Annotated in this window: 14 protein-coding genes and 1 pseudogene; 7 read left to right on the plus strand and 8 right to left on the minus strand. The window is 69.3% G+C overall.

Annotated elements, in window-relative coordinates:
- Positions 1-7: 7 nt before the first annotated feature.
- Both JWP28_RS00420 and JWP28_RS00425 read right to left on the minus strand, forming a co-directional pair.
- Positions 8-802 carry a helix-turn-helix transcriptional regulator gene (locus JWP28_RS00420; RefSeq protein ID WP_299538702.1) on the minus strand — a complete coding sequence of 265 codons (795 nt, stop codon included), beginning with the start codon at positions 800-802 and terminating at the stop codon, positions 8-10.
- Positions 803-936: 134 nt separating this feature from the next.
- The gene (locus JWP28_RS00425) at positions 937-2,070 is read right to left on the minus strand and encodes an AraC family transcriptional regulator (protein WP_299538704.1); all 1,134 of its coding nucleotides are present in this window, start codon (positions 2,068-2,070) and stop codon (positions 937-939) included.
- Positions 2,071-2,506: 436 nt separating this feature from the next.
- On the opposite strand from JWP28_RS00425, the gene JWP28_RS00430 reads away from it, so the two are divergent.
- The 6 genes from JWP28_RS00430 (at position 2,507) to JWP28_RS00455 (ending at position 8,722) form a co-directional block, all read left to right on the plus strand.
- Positions 2,507-2,686 carry a hypothetical protein gene (locus JWP28_RS00430; protein ID WP_299538706.1) on the plus strand — a complete coding sequence of 60 codons (180 nt, stop codon included), beginning with the start codon at positions 2,507-2,509 and terminating at the stop codon, positions 2,684-2,686.
- Between the two features lie 4 nt (positions 2,687-2,690).
- Entirely contained in the window at positions 2,691-3,146 is a 456-nt protein-coding gene (locus tag JWP28_RS00435; protein ID WP_299538708.1) for a hypothetical protein, read from the plus strand.
- Between the two features lie 743 nt (positions 3,147-3,889).
- Positions 3,890-4,135: a YtcA family lipoprotein gene (locus JWP28_RS00440; protein ID WP_299538711.1), complete on the plus strand. Its 246-nt coding sequence runs from the start codon at positions 3,890-3,892 to the stop codon at positions 4,133-4,135.
- 5 nt (positions 4,136-4,140) lie between these two features.
- Complete coding sequence (mdtN, locus tag JWP28_RS00445; RefSeq protein ID WP_299538713.1) at positions 4,141-5,190, plus strand: multidrug transporter subunit MdtN; 1,050 nt, start codon at positions 4,141-4,143, stop codon at positions 5,188-5,190.
- The gene (locus JWP28_RS00450; protein ID WP_299538715.1) at positions 5,171-7,135 is read left to right on the plus strand and encodes an FUSC family protein; all 1,965 of its coding nucleotides are present in this window, start codon (positions 5,171-5,173) and stop codon (positions 7,133-7,135) included. Before mdtN ends, JWP28_RS00450 begins: the two co-directional genes overlap by 20 nt.
- A 60-nt stretch (positions 7,136-7,195) precedes the next feature.
- Positions 7,196-8,722 carry a TolC family protein gene (locus JWP28_RS00455; RefSeq protein WP_299538717.1) on the plus strand — a complete coding sequence of 509 codons (1,527 nt, stop codon included), beginning with the start codon at positions 7,196-7,198 and terminating at the stop codon, positions 8,720-8,722.
- 246 nt (positions 8,723-8,968) lie between these two features.
- On the opposite strand, the pseudogene JWP28_RS20605 reads toward JWP28_RS00455, so the two are convergent.
- Positions 8,969-9,247 (minus strand): annotated as a pseudogene (locus tag JWP28_RS20605) (TolC family protein); the annotation flags it as partial.
- Positions 9,248-9,297: 50 nt separating this feature from the next.
- Here JWP28_RS20605 and JWP28_RS00460 point away from each other — a divergent pair.
- Positions 9,298-10,125: an HlyD family secretion protein gene (locus JWP28_RS00460; protein WP_299538720.1), complete on the plus strand. Its 828-nt coding sequence runs from the start codon at positions 9,298-9,300 to the stop codon at positions 10,123-10,125.
- Between the two features lie 381 nt (positions 10,126-10,506).
- On the opposite strand, the gene JWP28_RS00465 is transcribed toward JWP28_RS00460, so the two are convergent.
- From JWP28_RS00465 to JWP28_RS00485, 5 genes are read right to left on the minus strand one after another with little or no spacing between them, the layout of a single operon-like run.
- Positions 10,507-11,889 carry an NAD(P)/FAD-dependent oxidoreductase gene (locus JWP28_RS00465; protein ID WP_299538723.1) on the minus strand — a complete coding sequence of 461 codons (1,383 nt, stop codon included), beginning with the start codon at positions 11,887-11,889 and terminating at the stop codon, positions 10,507-10,509.
- Positions 11,876-12,850, minus strand: a complete 975-nt coding sequence (locus JWP28_RS00470) for a 3-hydroxyacyl-CoA dehydrogenase NAD-binding domain-containing protein (protein ID WP_299538725.1) — start codon at positions 12,848-12,850, stop codon at positions 11,876-11,878. The genes JWP28_RS00465 and JWP28_RS00470 overlap by 14 nt, the downstream gene beginning before the upstream one ends.
- Positions 12,851-12,882: 32 nt before the next feature.
- Positions 12,883-13,650: an enoyl-CoA hydratase gene (locus JWP28_RS00475; protein WP_299538727.1), complete on the minus strand. Its 768-nt coding sequence runs from the start codon at positions 13,648-13,650 to the stop codon at positions 12,883-12,885.
- Between the two features lie 2 nt (positions 13,651-13,652).
- Positions 13,653-14,588 carry a hypothetical protein gene (locus tag JWP28_RS00480; RefSeq protein WP_299538729.1) on the minus strand — a complete coding sequence of 312 codons (936 nt, stop codon included), beginning with the start codon at positions 14,586-14,588 and terminating at the stop codon, positions 13,653-13,655.
- 14 nt (positions 14,589-14,602) lie between these two features.
- Positions 14,603-15,832 (minus strand): CoA transferase, encoded by a 1,230-nt coding sequence (locus JWP28_RS00485; RefSeq protein ID WP_299538731.1) that lies wholly within the window; start codon positions 15,830-15,832, stop codon positions 14,603-14,605.
- Positions 15,833-15,978: the final 146 nt, after the last annotated feature.

Raw genomic sequence — 15,978 nt, forward strand, 5'->3', positions numbered from 1 at the left:
GGCCGGTTCACCCCGCGAGGTATTTCCGCCAGGCGCCCGGGCTCAGCCCCACCCGGCGGGTGAAGACGCGGGTGAAGTGGCTCTGGTCGGCGAAGCCGCAGGCCAGCGCGATCATGGAGAGCGACGCCTCGCGCTCTCGAAGCATCGCCTTGGCGGCCTCGATGCGGGCGTGCAGCAGCCAGGCGTGGGGCGCGAGCCCGGCCGATCTGCGAAACGCCCGCGAGAAGTGGCTGACGGAGAGCCCGCAGGCCAGAGCGATTTCGGAGAGCGGCGTCGCGCCGGTGAGCTCGCTCGCGAGCATCTCTTTGGAGCGCTTTTCCTGCCAGGGCGCGAGGCCGCCCTGGATGGGCTTCGAATGGACCTGCATTCCCCCGTAGGTCTGGGCGACGTGGGCCCCAAGGCCCAACGTCAGATGGTCCATGAAGAGCCGACTCACCTGGTCGGGCGCGCGAACAGCGGGCAGCAGCGACAGGCCGAGATTCTTGACCGTCTCGTCCGCTACGCCGACGCCCGGATCGTATCGCAGCTCCTCGATGCGGGGGACGTTGGCGTCGTCGGCGAGCGCGTCGAGGGCGGTCCGCGGCAAATAGAGTTTGAGCAAGTGCATGGGCTTGTCGACCAGCACGAGGGGTTCGCGCTTGAGATCGTGGATCGTGATGTCTCCCGCCCGCAGCGAGGCTGCAGAGACCTGCCGCCCGCTTTCCCAGTAGGAGGTGTTGGGATGCTCGCGCAGCAGCAGGCAGATCACGTAGGCGTCTTCCGGTGGAAACGGGTCGGATAGACGTCCCAGTGGCTGGTCCACGCGAATTTCCGTGAACGCCATCTCGCCCCGTCGCAGAGATTGCGTGACGATGAACGGGGCGTCCTCAGCCCCATACTTCTGGGCCAGGTTTCGGCCGTACGCACTGGCGGAAGCCCGAACTGCGACGGACGGACTCACGTTTGCCGTCCTTCAGAGCGAACGAACCCGATAGCCTCCGGGCCCTTCACGCTCGCTGTCCGGTACTGTTGGGGTGTCGCCGAGGTCCAGCGCCGAAATGCCTGCCGGAAATTGGCGGCGTCGCTGAAGCCGAGGGCATAAGCGATATCCTCGACCGTCATGGCGGTCTCGCGCAGGTAGTTGATCGCCAGGTCGCGCCGCAGTTCGTCCGTCAGTTGACGGTAGGAGGCGCCCTGCTCCGCCAGCCGCCGCCGCAACGTCCGTACGCTCATTCCAAGTTCCCGGGCGACGTCCCGCAGGCTAAGGTTCCGCATCAGATTGGTCAGCAGCAGATGACGGACGCTCCCAACGACGCCCGCCCGCCGCTGCAACTCGTCGACGAAACGATCGCAGACCTCGAGCACGGCCGTGTAGGTCAGGGCGTTGCCGAGACTGGGCCGGTGATCAAGCCACCTGGCGTCGAACAGGAGTTGGTTCCTAGGCTGGCGAAAGCGAACGGGCGCCCCGAGGACGCCCACGTAGGCGGCCGGATCGGACGGAGCCTCGAGGGTCACACGCAGCTCGCTGGGCGCGAATTCGCTACCCATCACGTCGCGGTGCAGGGAGGTGTGGATCCCGAAGTACATCTCCACAACCTGGCGGGACAGCGACGCGTCCATTTGCGGATGTGGCTTCGGGACGAGCGTCCAGACGGCGAGGCCGTCCTCTTCCGCGAAGGCCATGTCGACGAGGGGCGCCGCTAACGGGTGGTACCGCTCGGCGAACCGCATGGTCTGCCGGAAATCCATGCTGCTGAGCATGGCGAACCCGTACATGCCGTACGTCGACATGTGGAATTGAAGGCCGGTGCGGTACCCAAACATCGGGTCCGACGAGAGCCGAATGGCATTTCGGCAGCAGGTGATCACCTGGGTCAGGCTCACGCGCATCGTGGGATCGGCGACATCCTGGACAGAAAGCCCGACCCCCGTAAGGGCCCGGCCCGCCGCAATCCCTTCGCGGGCCAACGCCTCCAGCACGATCGAGATCTTCTGGGTCGGGTAGACCTTCTCCTCCGCTCCAGGTGAGTAAGTCCGGGCGTCGTCGGCGCCTGACAGCTTTTCTGTGCCAATAGAAGTGGAGGTCGGCATGTCCGAACCCTCGTTGGCCGGCGCAATGCGCCGCTGCCGATGGAAAGACTAACCACGCTGACAATTGGCCAAGTACGCTGGCCTGCACCGAGACGTAGTCCTGCGACAGGCGTTCCAGCTACCCATCGTCCCGGAAACATCGCATTTCCAGACAAAGGGCGCCATTTTCCACCCCCTCAGGGCCAGCTTCACCCTGCTCCGTCCCCGCACGTGTAGGTCATGCGCCGCGATGGCCGCTTTGAACAATCGGCGGGCGTTCCACGCAAGGCATGGCGGCCGCCAGGTCCGATGATCGTGTGCGGTCGGACATCCTCCCCAGTCCGGCCGAGGAGGCTTCCAAGCCCCGAAGCCTTCCCAAGGGGGCGGCCTGTTCTCCCCCGAGCGCCGCCCCCTTCCCGGGGCCAACTGGATTCGCCGCGTGTATCGGGAGCGAAGCATGAGCCCTGAAGACCGAACTGGCGCGCTCTTGGTCTTCACCCTCTGCGTGGCGGCGCTGACGCTGGTGCTTTGGATCGAGTGGGTATCCTCGCAGGACCGGGGACTCTTCGCGCCGGCCTCCGACTCCCTCATGGCCGCGGAGACCGACGTTGCGGCAGGGCGTCCGCCCGGGCGGTGACGTAATGAACGGTCTCGCGCCAGCGATCGTCACCGGCGCCGCCGCGGTGGCGGGAACCCTGCTCGGCGGCCTCGCTTCCTTCGCGACGACCTACTTCACCGTGCGACGGCAGGGCCATGACGAACGCGTCCTGAGAGACCTGGAGCGGCGCGAGGAGCTCTACGGAAGTTTCAATGAACTGGGCTCGAACCTGATCCTGGATGCGATCGAGCATCCGTTGGACGACCCGAGGAAGCTCATCCCGATCGCCGGCCAGGCGGGCCGGATCCGGCTGACGGGCTCGGCCGAGGTGCTGAGAGCCGCGGAGGCGGTGATCGACCACCTCATCGAGACTTACCAGCGGCCTCCGGCGGACCTGCGGGCTGTGTTGCGCGCCGGGCCGCACGAGATCATGGCGCCGTTGACGGCCTTCACCCAGGCGTGCCGCACCGAGCGGCAAAGGATGCTGCGCAAGCTTTGAGCCAGGGTGCTAGCTTCGCCAGCCGCCGCCGAGCGCCTTCACGAGCGCCACATCCAGCACGAAGCGGCGGGCTTCCAGCGCGGCGACGATGCGCTGGTGCGGGCAGTCAGAGGTCGAGGTGTCTCTGCTCTCAGGCCAGCGGGATGGTCGAACCGCAACGTCCGCGCGACGCGATATTTTCGGTCCCCCGGTCCCTCGTGAGAATTCGAGATCAATATCGAAAGCTCATGCTCCGGCTAATAGTAGATATTTGAGCGGCGCCGCGCGGCTCCTGGCCTCAGTCCCATCGAGAACGTAGCCGCATGGACTGCTCGCCTTGGCGGTCCAGATGCAGGTCGACTCGCCGAACTTGGAGTCAGTCGGGTCGGTTCAGCAGTGCAGGCCGTCCCGGCGCCGCACCGGCCGCGCTTTCAGCCGACCGGCCTTTGTTCAGGTCGGCGCTCGTGGCCCTTGCTGGAAGGCGAGCCGGGTTGGGAGAGCGAAGTTGGGAAAATGGCCGCCATCAGGTCACGGGTGTGAAATCGGCAGCACGATCCTCCAATCCCCCCAGGGTGGCGAAGCCTAAGTCTCGGATCGCGCGAGGGCGCGCGGATAGAGAGGGAGGTGACCAGATGTCTGTCTATGCCTCGTCACGTCATGCCCGATCCGAGGATCGACGGCCCGGTTCAGGCGTCCTCCGGCCGCGCACGCGCCGCATTCAGAAGCGCGGCGTTTCAGCGCCTCCAAGCGCCGCCGCCGGTCTCTTGAGCTTGCTCAGCGTCCTGGGGCTTGGCGGCTGCGACCCGGGCGCGCCCTCGCTCAGCCTCGTAGGCTCCTATTTTCCGGCCTGGATCCTGTGTTCGCTGATCGGCGTCGCCGTCGGCCTCGCCACGAGGGTCGTCTTTTCGGCGACGCGGTTGGCGGAGGCGGCCGCCTATCCCCTGGTGGCCTGCATCGCGAGCGGCGTCATCGCCGGCGTGGGCGCTTGGCTGGTCTTCTACCGAGGGTGAAGGCTGTGAAGGCTGCAGGCGTCAAGCGCATATTCCCCATCGCCAGGCTGGTCACGCTGGCCCTGGTCGTGGGCGCGGCGGGCCTGGGCCTCTACGCCTGGTCCGCGGGCAGCGCGCGACCGTCCTCGGACGACGCGTCGATCGACGCCGACACCATCCATGTCGCGGCGGCCGTCGGCGGGCGCATCGTCAACATCGGGGCGGTCGAGAACGGCTGGGTCCGGCAGGGCGGCCTCCTTTTCCAGATCGATCCCGTGCCCTACGAGTACGCCGTCGCTCAGGCCAAGGCCGACCTGGCGGCGGCGGAGGCGCAGCTCGGCACCCGGCGCCGGCTGGTGTCCACGCAGCGCTCCAACACCCTCATCACGAGCGACGAGGCGCGGAACGCAGCTACCAATCTGGCGCTGGCGAACCGTACGGTGGAGCGTCTCCGGCCACTGGCGGCGCAAGGCTACGTCCCCCGGCAGCAGCTCGACCAGGCCGAAACCCAGGCGCGCGACGCCGCCACCCGGGTGCGCCAGGCTGAGCAGCAGCACGCCGCGGCGGTGGTCGCCGTTGATACCGATGAGGCGGCTCGGGCGGAGATCGACGCTCGGCGCGCGGCGGTAAACCTCGCTGAGCGGCACCTGCAGGACACCACCGTCCGCGCCACCCACGACGGCTGGGTGGTGGGCCTGACCGCTGCATCCGGCGAGATGGTGAGCCCGGGCCAGGCCCTGTTCACCCTCGTCGACGCCGACGACTGGTTCGCCGTCGCCAACTTCCGCGAGACGGACCTGAAGCCTGTCCATCCCGGCGACTGCGCGACGGTGTACTCCATGCTCGACCGCAGGCGGCCGATCGCCGGCGTGGTCCAGGGCGTCGGCTGGGGCGTGCTCGACCAGGACCGCATCAACCTGCCCCGCTCGGCGCCCTACGTACAGCGCTCGCTCAACTGGGTTCGGGTCGCCCAGCGCTTTCCCGTCAGGGTGCGCCTACGCGCCCCGCCGCCCGAGCTTGCCCGCCTCGGGGCCAGCGCTGTCGTGGAGATCAAGCATGGCCCGGCCTGCCGCTGACCGCGCCGGCGGTTTCGGCGCCTGGCTCGGCGAGCAGCTGGCGCCTACGCCGGGCCGGTTCGCCTTCGCGGCGAAGCTCGCTGTGATCTGCACGATCACGGCGGTGGCGAGCGCGATCTATCGCACCCCGGAGCCGGCGCTGGCCGCCTACCTGGCCTTTTTCCTCAATGCCCGGGACCGGGCCACGAGCCTGATTCTGGAGGTGGTCCTCACGCTCCTCGTAGCGATCATGCTCGGCGTCGTCCTGGCCACCGCGATGCTGGTGCTTGACCACGCCGCTTGGCGCGTGGGCGCCATCACGGCGCTCTCTCTAGGGTTCTTGTATCTTGGGTCAGCCAGCAAGTTGAAGCCGCTGGCCCCGACCCTCGGCATGATCCTCGGCTTCGCCCTCGACAAGCTCGGCCAGGTCCAGGTGGGCGAGGAGGCGACGCGGGCCCTGCTCTATACTTGGCTGTTCGCGGCCATGCCGGCGGGGGTCTCGATCGTCTACAACGTCGTGCTGGGGCGCCATCCCCGGCGGATGGCGACCTCGGAGTTGGCTCGGCGGCTGCGCCTGTGCGCAAACCTGCTGCGGGAGCCGACGCCCGCGCTCAGGGCCGAGCTGGCGCACAGCCTGGGCGACGGCGGCGCCGAGATCCGCCACTGGCTGAAACTGGCCAAGGCCGAGCTGGGCGTGCGGCCCCCGGACCTCGTCCGCCTCAACCAGGCGGCGTCGTCTACGCTGGAAATCCTTGCCGCAGTCGACCTGCTCGAGCCCTCCGGACCGCCTCCCGCCGTGATCCGCCGCGACATGGCCGACACCCTTGAGCGGATGGCGCAGATCCTCGCCGAAGGCGGCTATCCGACGGAGATCGCGCTTGTCCTGCCGGACTGGGCGGATGGACCCGCGCTCGGTCGAGAGGCTGTGGCGGCGGCGCGGCGAGCGATCGTCGCCTTCACCGATCCGGCCCCCGTCCAGGCCAAGCCGGCCCCCAAGGCGCGCGGCGGGTTTTTCGCGGCGGACGCATTCAGCAATCCCGTCCACCTGCAATACGCTGGCAAGATCACCGTGGCGGCGGTGTCCTGCTACCTGCTCTATTCGCTGCTGGACTGGCCTGGGATCCATACCTGCTTCCTGACCTGCTACTTCGTCGGCCTGGGCACGGTGGCGGAGTCCGTCGAAAAGCTCGCCCTGCGCCTTGGCGGAGCCGTGGTTGGCGCGGCCGCCGGACTTTTCGCCCTGCTGTTCGTGATGCCGCACGTGGTGTCCGTCGGCGGCCTGATGATCGTCATCTTCCTGGGCGCGCTGGGCGCCGGCTACGTGGCCGCGGGCTCGCCGCGCATCTCCTACGTCGGCTTCCAGATGGTCTTCGCCTTCTTCCTCTGCACGCTGCAAGGGCCGGCGCCCGATTTCGATATGAAGACGATCCGCGACCGCCTGATCGGGATCGTGATCGGCAATATCGCCGTCTACCTGGTCTCCACCCGCCTGTGGCCGACCAGCATCGCCCGGAGGGTCGACGGCGCCCTGGCCGGAACGCTTCGGGCCCTGGGCGCCGCTGTGCGCGCCCCCCCGCACGGCTCGCGACCGGAAGAGGCGACGGCGGTCTACGCCGGCCTCGAGACGATAGAGGCGGATCTCGGCCTGGCCCGCTACGAGCCCAGGCCGATCCGCGCTGGCGAGGCGTGGCTGCAGGCCCGCCGCGTCGCCGTCGAGTACGCCGCCAGGCTGCAGGGCGCGGTTCTGGTGGCGGGCGAGGTCCGCACGGCGCCGCAGCTGTCGGAGCGTCTCGAGAGCCTGGCGGCGGGGCTGGAGGGGAGGGTGGCGAAGGCGGCGAATGCGGCCCCGGTGGCCGCTGTGGAGGGAACTCCGGCTCACAGCACGGGCGAAGTGATCGAGCAGAACATGCGCCGCCTGGAAGCTGCTCTGGCCGGTCAACCAGGAGGCGCTGGCCATGCGACCTGATCGAGCAGAACATGCACCGCCTGGAAGCTGCTCTGGCCGGTCAGCCAGGAGGCGCTAGCCATGCGACCGTTTGAGCACCTCGGCTCGTCCCTCTTGGCCTTGTTCCTGGCCGGCTGCGCCACGAGCGCGCTGGACTTGGCCCCCGAACGGCCCAATCGTCCCTGGAATGCGCCTGTGCAGGGGGGCGAGATCATCGCCGCGCGGCCTCCGCCGGCAGCGCCTTCCGGGGGCTACGTCCTGCCGCCCAATCCGGCGATGGCTAAGGTCGAGCCGCCGCCGGCCCTGGAGGTCGGCCACGCCTACACCCTCCCCGAGCTGATCGACATCGCCGAAAGCCGCAACCCGCAGACCCGCATCGCCTGGGACCAGGCCCGCGACGCCGCGCTCGCGGCCGGCGTCGCCCGGAGCGCCTTTCTGCCGGAGCTCACGGCCTCGGTGATCGGCGGGTTCCAGAGCGGCCACCAGGGGAAGTCCCTCGACGGGGGCCAGGTGTCTGGGACGTCGACCGTGACGGGATCGATCTCGGCGATCTCCCTGAAGTGGCTGCTGTTCGACTTCGGCGGCCGCGCCGCGACGCTGGACGTCGCCAAGCAGGCGAGCGTGAGTTCGAACATCGGCTTCACCGCTGCGCACCAGAACCTGATCTATCGGGTGAGCCTGGCCTTCTACGCCGATGCCGCCGCCCGGGCCCGGCAGACCGCCGCCCAGCAGACGTTGAAGGACGCCCAGGCCGTCCAGGCGGCCGCCGACGCGCGCTACGCCCACGGGGAAGGGACCGTGGTCGAAGCCGCCCAGGCGCACCAGGCCACGGCTCAGGCGGACTACGCGAGGATCCGTGCGGACGGGGCGGCCGACGACGCGCGCCAAGGGCTGATCAATGCGATGGGCGTGTCGCCGCTGACCCGGCTGACGGTCGCGGACGTCGCCCACCGCGAGCTGTCGGCCCAGGCGAACGGGCCGATCGACGAGGTGGTGTCGGCCGCGCTCTCCCGGCGGCCGGACGTGCTCGCCGCCTATGCCGCGCGCAAGGCGAGCCTGGCCAAGATCCGGGAGGCCAAGGCCCAGTTCATGCCCAAGGTCTTCCTCTCGGCGTCCGGCGGCTACACGACCGACAACCTGCAGGCGCCCGTCCTGCCGGGGTTCGGAGGGGAAGGCGCCATCCTCAACCTGTCGGGGGACAGGCTGGGCGGGACGGTGCTGCTGGGGATCACCGTGCCGTTGTTCGATGGCGGCGTTCGGGATGCGAACCTGAAGCGGGCCCGCATCGACGCCGATCGGGCGGACGAGCAGCTCACCCAGGTCCGCAACGAGGCCGCGCGCGACGTGGTCTCCGCTGCAACTTCGGTGAAGACCAGCGTGGCCGCCTACCACGCCGCCGCCGCGCTGGTCGCGGCATCGCAGACCAGCTTCGACTCGGCCCTGGCGGCCTACAAGAACGGGGTCGGCTCGATCACCGACGTGACCATCGCCGAGAGCAAGCTGCTCGACGCCCGCAACGTCGCCACCGACGCCTACAGCGCCGCCCTGTCCGCCGCGGCCGGCCTGGCGCTCTCGGCGGGGGCGCTGGGCGGGCCGCCGACGGACTGAGCGGCGGTTCGGCCGCGGGAGACAGGGGCGCGCCAACCATGGCACGAAGGTCCAAGCCAAGGCGCGGCGGTCCAAGATCGGACGCCCATCCTCGGGGAGGATGGCGACCCAAAGCGTCGCCCAAATGTCGGGGGTCGTGACGGAAGTGGTCGGAAATTCGTGGGCGAAGTCCGAGCCCTGCTGCCGTTTAGCCGGCGAGAGACCGTTTGCAACGTCTGAGTGGCCGTCGGTGAGCATCCTGTCCTCCGCAACCAGCACGGACTGGTAGTCGGCGGCGCCGGCGGCGTATCTGCGTTGAGCCAGGCGCCAGCCTTCCGTGCTTGCGGTCAACGCGGCGCGGCTGTCCGCGAGCCGGCCGTCGAGCGCTCGCTGCGACGTAACGGCGTCCGCGACCTCCTCGAGCGCAGCATTCAGGGCGCCGTCGTAGGCGGCCACCGCGGCGTCGTAGTCGGCCCGCGCGCCCCGATAGTGCGCCCTGCGACGGCCGCCGTCGAAGATTGGCAGGTCGAAGGCGGCCCCGGCCACGCCGAAATCGGCGCCGGGCCTGAAGATATTGCCGACGCCCAGCGACTGCAGTGCGATCGGGCCAGGTGCTGGCGCGGGTGGACGCGCGCATCTACCGCGCGCGCGTCGACCAGGCGCAGGCCAATCTGGACGCCGCCCTCGCCGCCCTTGCGAACAGCACCCAGGCCCACGCCGCCCGAACGGCCGGGCTCCAGGGCCAAGCGGCCAATTTGGCCAGCGCCGAAGCACAGCTCGTCCGCGCCCGCGCCGACATGCAGCGGGACGACGACCTTGTTCGGGACGGCTCGGTGTCCGTTCGGGAGCGCGATCAGAACCTGGCCGCCTTCCACGCCGCCGAGGCGCAAGTGCTGCAGGCCCGCGCCTCCGCCGAGATCGCCCGCCAGGACATCCGCACAGTGGACGTCGGCCGGGGCGGGCTGGAAGCCAACGTCGAGGCGGCCCGGGCCCAACTGCGCCTGGCCGAAATCGATCTCGATCACACGGTCATCCGGGCTCCGGAAACCGGGCAGCTGGGTCAGATCGGCGTCCGCCTCGGCCAATATGTGACAAATGGAACCCAGATGGTCTCGCTGATCCCGGCGGACCGCTGGATCATCGCCGACTTTAAGGAATCCCAGACCCACCAGATCCGGCGAGGCGATCGGGCGACCTTCACGGTCGACGCGCTTGGCGGCGCCCGCTTCAGCGGCCACGTCGAGGACCTTTCACCGGCCGCCGGCTCGGAGTTCGCGGTGCTGAAGCCGGACAACGCCACCGGCAACTTCGTGAAGGTCCCGCAGCGGATCGGCGTCCGGATCGGCCCCGATCCCGGCCAGCGTGACATTGAACGGCTTAGCCCCGGCATGTCGGTGGAGGCGCGGGTCGACACCCGCAGATAGCCTGCCCGGCGGCTCAGTCTTCGAGGCGCGCTTCGACGAACCAGAGCTGTTGGTCGACGTCGCGCGAAACCTCAGTCAGCACGTCGGCGTGGCGGCGTTGGGCAGTCTCGCCGTCTCGTCTATATCGCTGCGAACGGCCCGGCCGAACTGGCCGAGCATGGCGGCGAGCGCACGAAAATGCACCTCGCCGCCTCTCGTCGCGAGGGCGTATTCGTAGAGGTTCGTTGCGGCGGCGGTCGTTGGCGCCCGCCCATCCGCCGCGGTGATCCGCTCAGCTGAGAGATCGACCTAGCCCTCCATCGTGTCGTCAAGCGAGTCGAACAGCTGGTGGAGTTGGAAGAAGGGATCGCGGCGGAGGAGCGGCGGCGCTGCGCCGACCCGTCACGCCTTGCGACCGGCTATGGCTGCGTTCGGCCGCCGACCTGGATCGACACCCGGGCTGTCGGCCTGCGCGATAGGCTGGGCAGGTCGCTGCGGCGGCGCCGAGACCGGCTCCGCGATCAGCCGCGACCCCCGCTGGCCGGTGAAATAGCTCCACAACCACTGGACGTTCACGCGCAGCTGGTTCTGCAGACGCGGCAGGGTGGCAATATGGACCAGCGCCCAGACCAGCCAAGTCAACCGGCCGCTCATCTTCATCGCCGGCGATTCCAGGATGGCGAAGTCCTTGCCGACGACCGCCATGGATCCCTTGTTGAAATAACGGAAGGCGGGCTCGGCTGCGCCGCCACGTACGCGCCTGGCGATCAGGCGGCCAACGTAGGCCCCCTGCTGCAGCGCCGCCTGGGCGACGCCGGGAACGGGCTTGCCGTCCTGCGCCAAGCTGGCCGCGTCGCCGACCACGAAGACGCCCGAGCCCTGTTGCGTCTCCAGGTTCAGACCCACCTGGGCGCGGCCGGCGCGGTCGGCCGAAGCCCCCGCCTGGGCCGCCAGGGGCGAGGCCGCGACGCCGGCGGTCCAAAGCACCGTGGCCGCGCGGATGCGCTCGCCCGCGACGACCACGCCTTCGGCGTCTACGTTCTGTGCGATCGCGCCGGTGTGCACCTCCACGCCCAGCCGCGCCAACTGCCGGCCCGCCGCGGCGGCAAGCTTCGGATCGAATGTCGGCAGGACGCGAGCGCCGCCCTCCAGCAGGATTACCCGGGTCTGGTCCGGATGCAGCCGCCGGAAGTCCCGCTTCAAGGTCACCCTCGCCATCTGGGCGATGCTGGCCGCGAGCTCGACGCCCGTCGGACCGGCGCCGACCAGGACGAAGGTCATGAGCCGCGCCCGCTCGACCGGGTCGTCGCTCAGCTCCGCGCGCTCGTAGGCGCCGAGGATCTTGCCGCGAATCGCCTCGGCGTCCCCGACCGTCTTCAGGGCCGGCGCGTGGGCCGCGAACTCGTCGTGGCCGTAGTAGCTGGGCAGGACTCCGGTGGCCACGACCAGGTAGTCGAAGCCGATGGTCCTGGTCCGACCGTCGGGAAGCGCCGCGGAGAGGGCGTGGGCGGCTAGGTCGATGGCCGTGACCTCGGCCATCTCCACCGCCAGATTGGGCTGCGTCGCCGCGATAGCGCGGATCGGGGTGGCGACGTCGCTGGGCGCCAGCACCGCGGTCGCGACCTGGTAGAGCAGCGGCTGGAAGATGTGGTGGTTGCGGCGGTCGAGCAGCAGGACGTCGACGTCGCAACGCGCCAGCGCCTTGGCCGCCGCGACCCCTGCGAAGCCCGCCCCCACGATCACGACGTGGGGGCGGCTCCCGGCGCGCCCGTCAGGCGGCGTCACGGCGCGCGCTCCCGTACGTCTTGCCGACCGTCCGACGGACCTTGAGAAGGCCCATCAGCGCCGCATCCCGCTCTGCCGATAGATCCTCCAGCGACCGGCCGTCGGCCTCCGCCAACACACCGGCGGTGATCTTGGCCCGCATCTCCGGGGTGATCTGCGGGTTGCCGAGCACCTTCCACCAGGCCGTGATCGGCCCAGTGAACTGGTCGAACCAGTGGTCGATGCCACCGGCGCCGCCGCCCAGATGATAGAGCTGCATGGGGCCCATGACGCCCCAGCGCAGGCCGGGCCCATAGGAGACCGCCGCGTCGACGTCGCCGACGCTGATCACGTCCTCGTCCACGAGATACATCACCTCGCGCAGCAAGGCGGCGGCCAGACGGTTGGCGACGTGCCCGGGCACCTCCTTGTTCAGGCGAACGGTCCGCTTGCCGAGGCCGTCATAGAAGGCGGCGGCCCGGTCGATCGTCTCCTTGGAGGTCGCAGCCCCGCCGACCAATTCCACCAGCGGGATCAGGTGCGGAGGGTTGAAGGGGTGGCCGATGAGGCAGCGCTCGGGATGCTGCTTACAGGCCTTCTGGATCTCGCTCATCGTCAGGCCCGAGGAGGACGAGGCGATGATCACGTTCGCGGGCAGCAGCGTGTCAAGCTTGGCGTAGAGCTCCTGCTTGAAGGCAATGCGCTCGGGGCCGTTCTCCTGGATCAGGTCGGCTTTGGCGACGGCGCCTTCGAGGTCGGCGTCAAACCACAGCCGGTCGCGCGAGGCGCCGGGCGCAAGACCCAGCTCCTCCATGGCGGGCCAGGCCTTGTCGACGAAATCGCGGAGCGCGGCCTCGGCGTTCGGCGCCACGTCAGTCGCCACGACGTCAAGTCCCTTGGCAAGGAAGAGCGTGGCCCAGCTCGCGCCGATGACGCCGGTTCCGATGACAGCGACGCGGCGGATGGAATTGTGATCAGTCATGTCAGGTCTCGCTTTTGGGGGTTGCTGTGCAGCTAGGCGAACTGTGTGAAGTCCGGCGCTCGCTTCTCGAAGAAGGCCTTGAATGCCTCGGCGGCCTCCGGAGACCGAAGCTGCTCGACGAAGTGGCGGGTCTCGTCCCCGACCTGCGCGGCGAGCTGCGCGGCGTACGGCGCCTTCAAGAGCTTCTTGGTCAGATGAAGCGCCGCCGGGGGCTTGGCCGCGAGCTTCACCGCCGCGGCCTGCGCGGCCTGCAGCGCCGCGGGCCCGTCCGCGAAAACCTCAGTGACAAGGCCGTACTGCAGCGCCTTGGCCGCCGAGAACGGCTCGCCAAGCATCAAGAGCTCCGCGGCGCGGAGGTGACCGATCTGCATCGGAAGCAACAGGCTGGAGCCGGCCTCCGGCAGCAGGGCCAGGTTCACGAAGGGCAACTGAAACCGTGTGGTCTCCGCGGCGTACACGAGGTCGCAGTGCAAGAGCATCGTCGTCCCGATGCCCACGGCGGGACCGGCCACGGCGGCGACGAGCGGCTTGCGCGCACCGCTGATCGCGGTGATGAACCGGCCGACCGGCGAGTCATCGCCGACGGGCGGCGAGTGCACGAAGTCCTGCAGATCGTTTCCGCTCGTGAAGCCGTCCGGCTGGCCATGGATCAGGACAACCCGCACCGCCGGATCGCGATCCGCTTCCTGCAGCGCCGAGGTCATCTGCTCGTACATGCCGTTCGTCAACGCGTTCCGCTTCTCCGGTCGATTGATCTGCAGCCGCAGGACCGGGCCGTCCCGGTTGGTGAGAATCTGCATGGTCAGGCCTTCGCGGCGGGGAGTTCGGCGTAGGCGATGCCGGTGAGGTTGCCCTGGGCGAAGAGGATCGGGTGGCCCTGCGACCCATCGAGCCCCGCGACGTAGACCGAGCCCCCGAGATCGGTGAAGAACATCCGCTCGCCGGGCACATCGAGCGCCAGGCCGATCCCCTCCATGAGATGAGTGAACACGATCTCCGGCCGGGCCTTTCCGGCGGGGGCGTCCAGCGACGCCCGGTTGACGGTGTTGCCCTTCGGCGGGTCGCCCCGGTCGGTCCAGTAGAGCATGCGCTTGCCGTGATCGATTTCCAGGTCGATCGGCTCCGGCAAGCGGTCCATCCAGACCTCGATGTCCGAGCGGTTTGCCGCGGTCTGGCCGGCGGGGATCTCGATCCCGGCGCGGAAGATGCGGCCGACGCCGGCGTTGTCGGAGCCCTTCTGGGTCCAGTAGATCTGGCCGGCCTGCGGATCGACGGCGATGCCGACGCACCACTTCGTCTGCTCGCCGACGTCGGCCACGGGGTCGCCGGAAACCACCAGGGTCTCGACCGCCGAGCCGTCGAGGTTGCAGCGCATCACCCGCATGCCCTCGCGGTCGGACCAGTAGAGCTTGCCGGTCTCTTTCTCGAGGTGGATCTGCTTGGGCGTGTGGGTGACGCCTTGCGGGGCGATGACGGCGCGGTTGGCGCCATCCAGGTCGGCGCACTCGATCGTGCCGTCGTCCGCGTTGGGGACGCCCATGTTGGTCCAGTAGATGCGTCCGGCGTCGACATCGACGGTCACGCCGTCCGGGACGCGGCAATGGGAGGCGATCACCTGCTGATCCTTGCCGTCCGGCCTCATCGAAAGGACGGAGCCGGCGCTCACGTTGAGCAGGAAGAGCCGCGGCGTCGTGGCCGCGCCGGTGGCGGTGGCGGCTGCGGGATTGGAACGGGTCATGTCTCGGTCTCCTCTTAGGCGGCGGCGCTGCGGCGGCGGCCGGCGGTCACCTGGCGCTCGGCGAAGGCCCTGATCTGAGCGGCGTCGAAGCCGATCTCGCGCAGGATCTCGTCGTTGTGCTCACCGAGCTCCGGCGCGCGATGCGCCGGTTGCTTGGCCACGCCCTGCACCTCGATCGGGCTGCTCACCGTCGAGGTGAGCTTGCCGCCGGCCCCCTCCAGCGGCACGACGATGTTGTTGGCCACGAGCTGTGGATCATTGATGACGTCGGCCGGATCGCGGACCACGCCGAACGGCACGCCGGCCACATCGAACGCCTGAGCCCAGTGGGCCATCGGCTGGCCGGAGAAGACCTCGTCGAGGATCGCCGCGAGCTCGACGACGTTGGCGTTCTGCTTGGCCAGGTCGGCGAAACGCGGATCGGCCGCGAGCTCCGTCCGGCCGATCGCGGTCGTGAAGCCCGCCCACTTGTCCGGGGTAAGGACGATGATGAACCAGGCGTCGTCAGCGGCGCGATAGAGGTTGAAGGTGGCGCTCGCCGGCTTCCGCCGATCGTGCGGCGGATAGAAGGTCCCGCCCGCCAAGGCGGCCTGGACCGGGACGGCGCAGGCCCAGACGCCCGCCGCCAGCAGCGATGTGGAGACGTAGGAGCCCTGGCCCGTTCGCTCGCGGCGGTAGAGCCCGGTGACGATGGCCGAGAACAGGCCGACGGCGGTGGCGTGGTCGCCACTGCCCGACACCGGCAGGGTTGGCGGCACGCCGGCGTCGCGGGTCAGCGACAGCAGCCCGCTGCGCGCCCAGTAGGCGGTGATGTCGAAGCCCGGCAGGTGGGCGTCCGGACCCGCCTCGCCGAAGCCAGTGACGTCGGCGTAGATCAGCCGCGGATTCCACGCCTTCACGTCGTCGTACTCGAGGCCGAGCTTCTTGCGCGCCGGGTGCGGCGTGTTGACGATCAGGACGTCGGCCCATTCGATCAGCCGGCGCATGACCTCCTTGGCTTCGGGCGCCTTGAGATCCAGCGCCAGGCCGCGCTTGTTGCGGTTGTTCAGGTGCCAGGGATAGTTGTCGTCGGCGGCGGGCTCCGGCGGGACCTTGTAGCCGATGCGCCAGGTGTCGCCGTGGGGCGGCTCGACCTTCACCACGTCGGCGCCGAAGTCCGACAAGATCACCGCCGCCCCGGGGCCGGCGATGAAGCTCGCCATATCGACGACCTTCAGGCCCGAAAAGATGTTGTCACCGGACATGGAATACTCCGTTCACGTTCAGGATGAGGGGTTGGTCACGGCAGTCGGGGTCAGCGGCCCTGGAAGCTTGGCGGCCGCTTGGCGAGGAAGGCGGCAGTGCCTTCGGCCTTGTCTTCGGTGGCGGCGCAGAGGCCGAACAGGGACGC

This window comes from Phenylobacterium sp., assembly GCF_028290885.1.
Classification (GTDB): domain Bacteria; phylum Pseudomonadota; class Alphaproteobacteria; order Caulobacterales; family Caulobacteraceae; genus Phenylobacterium.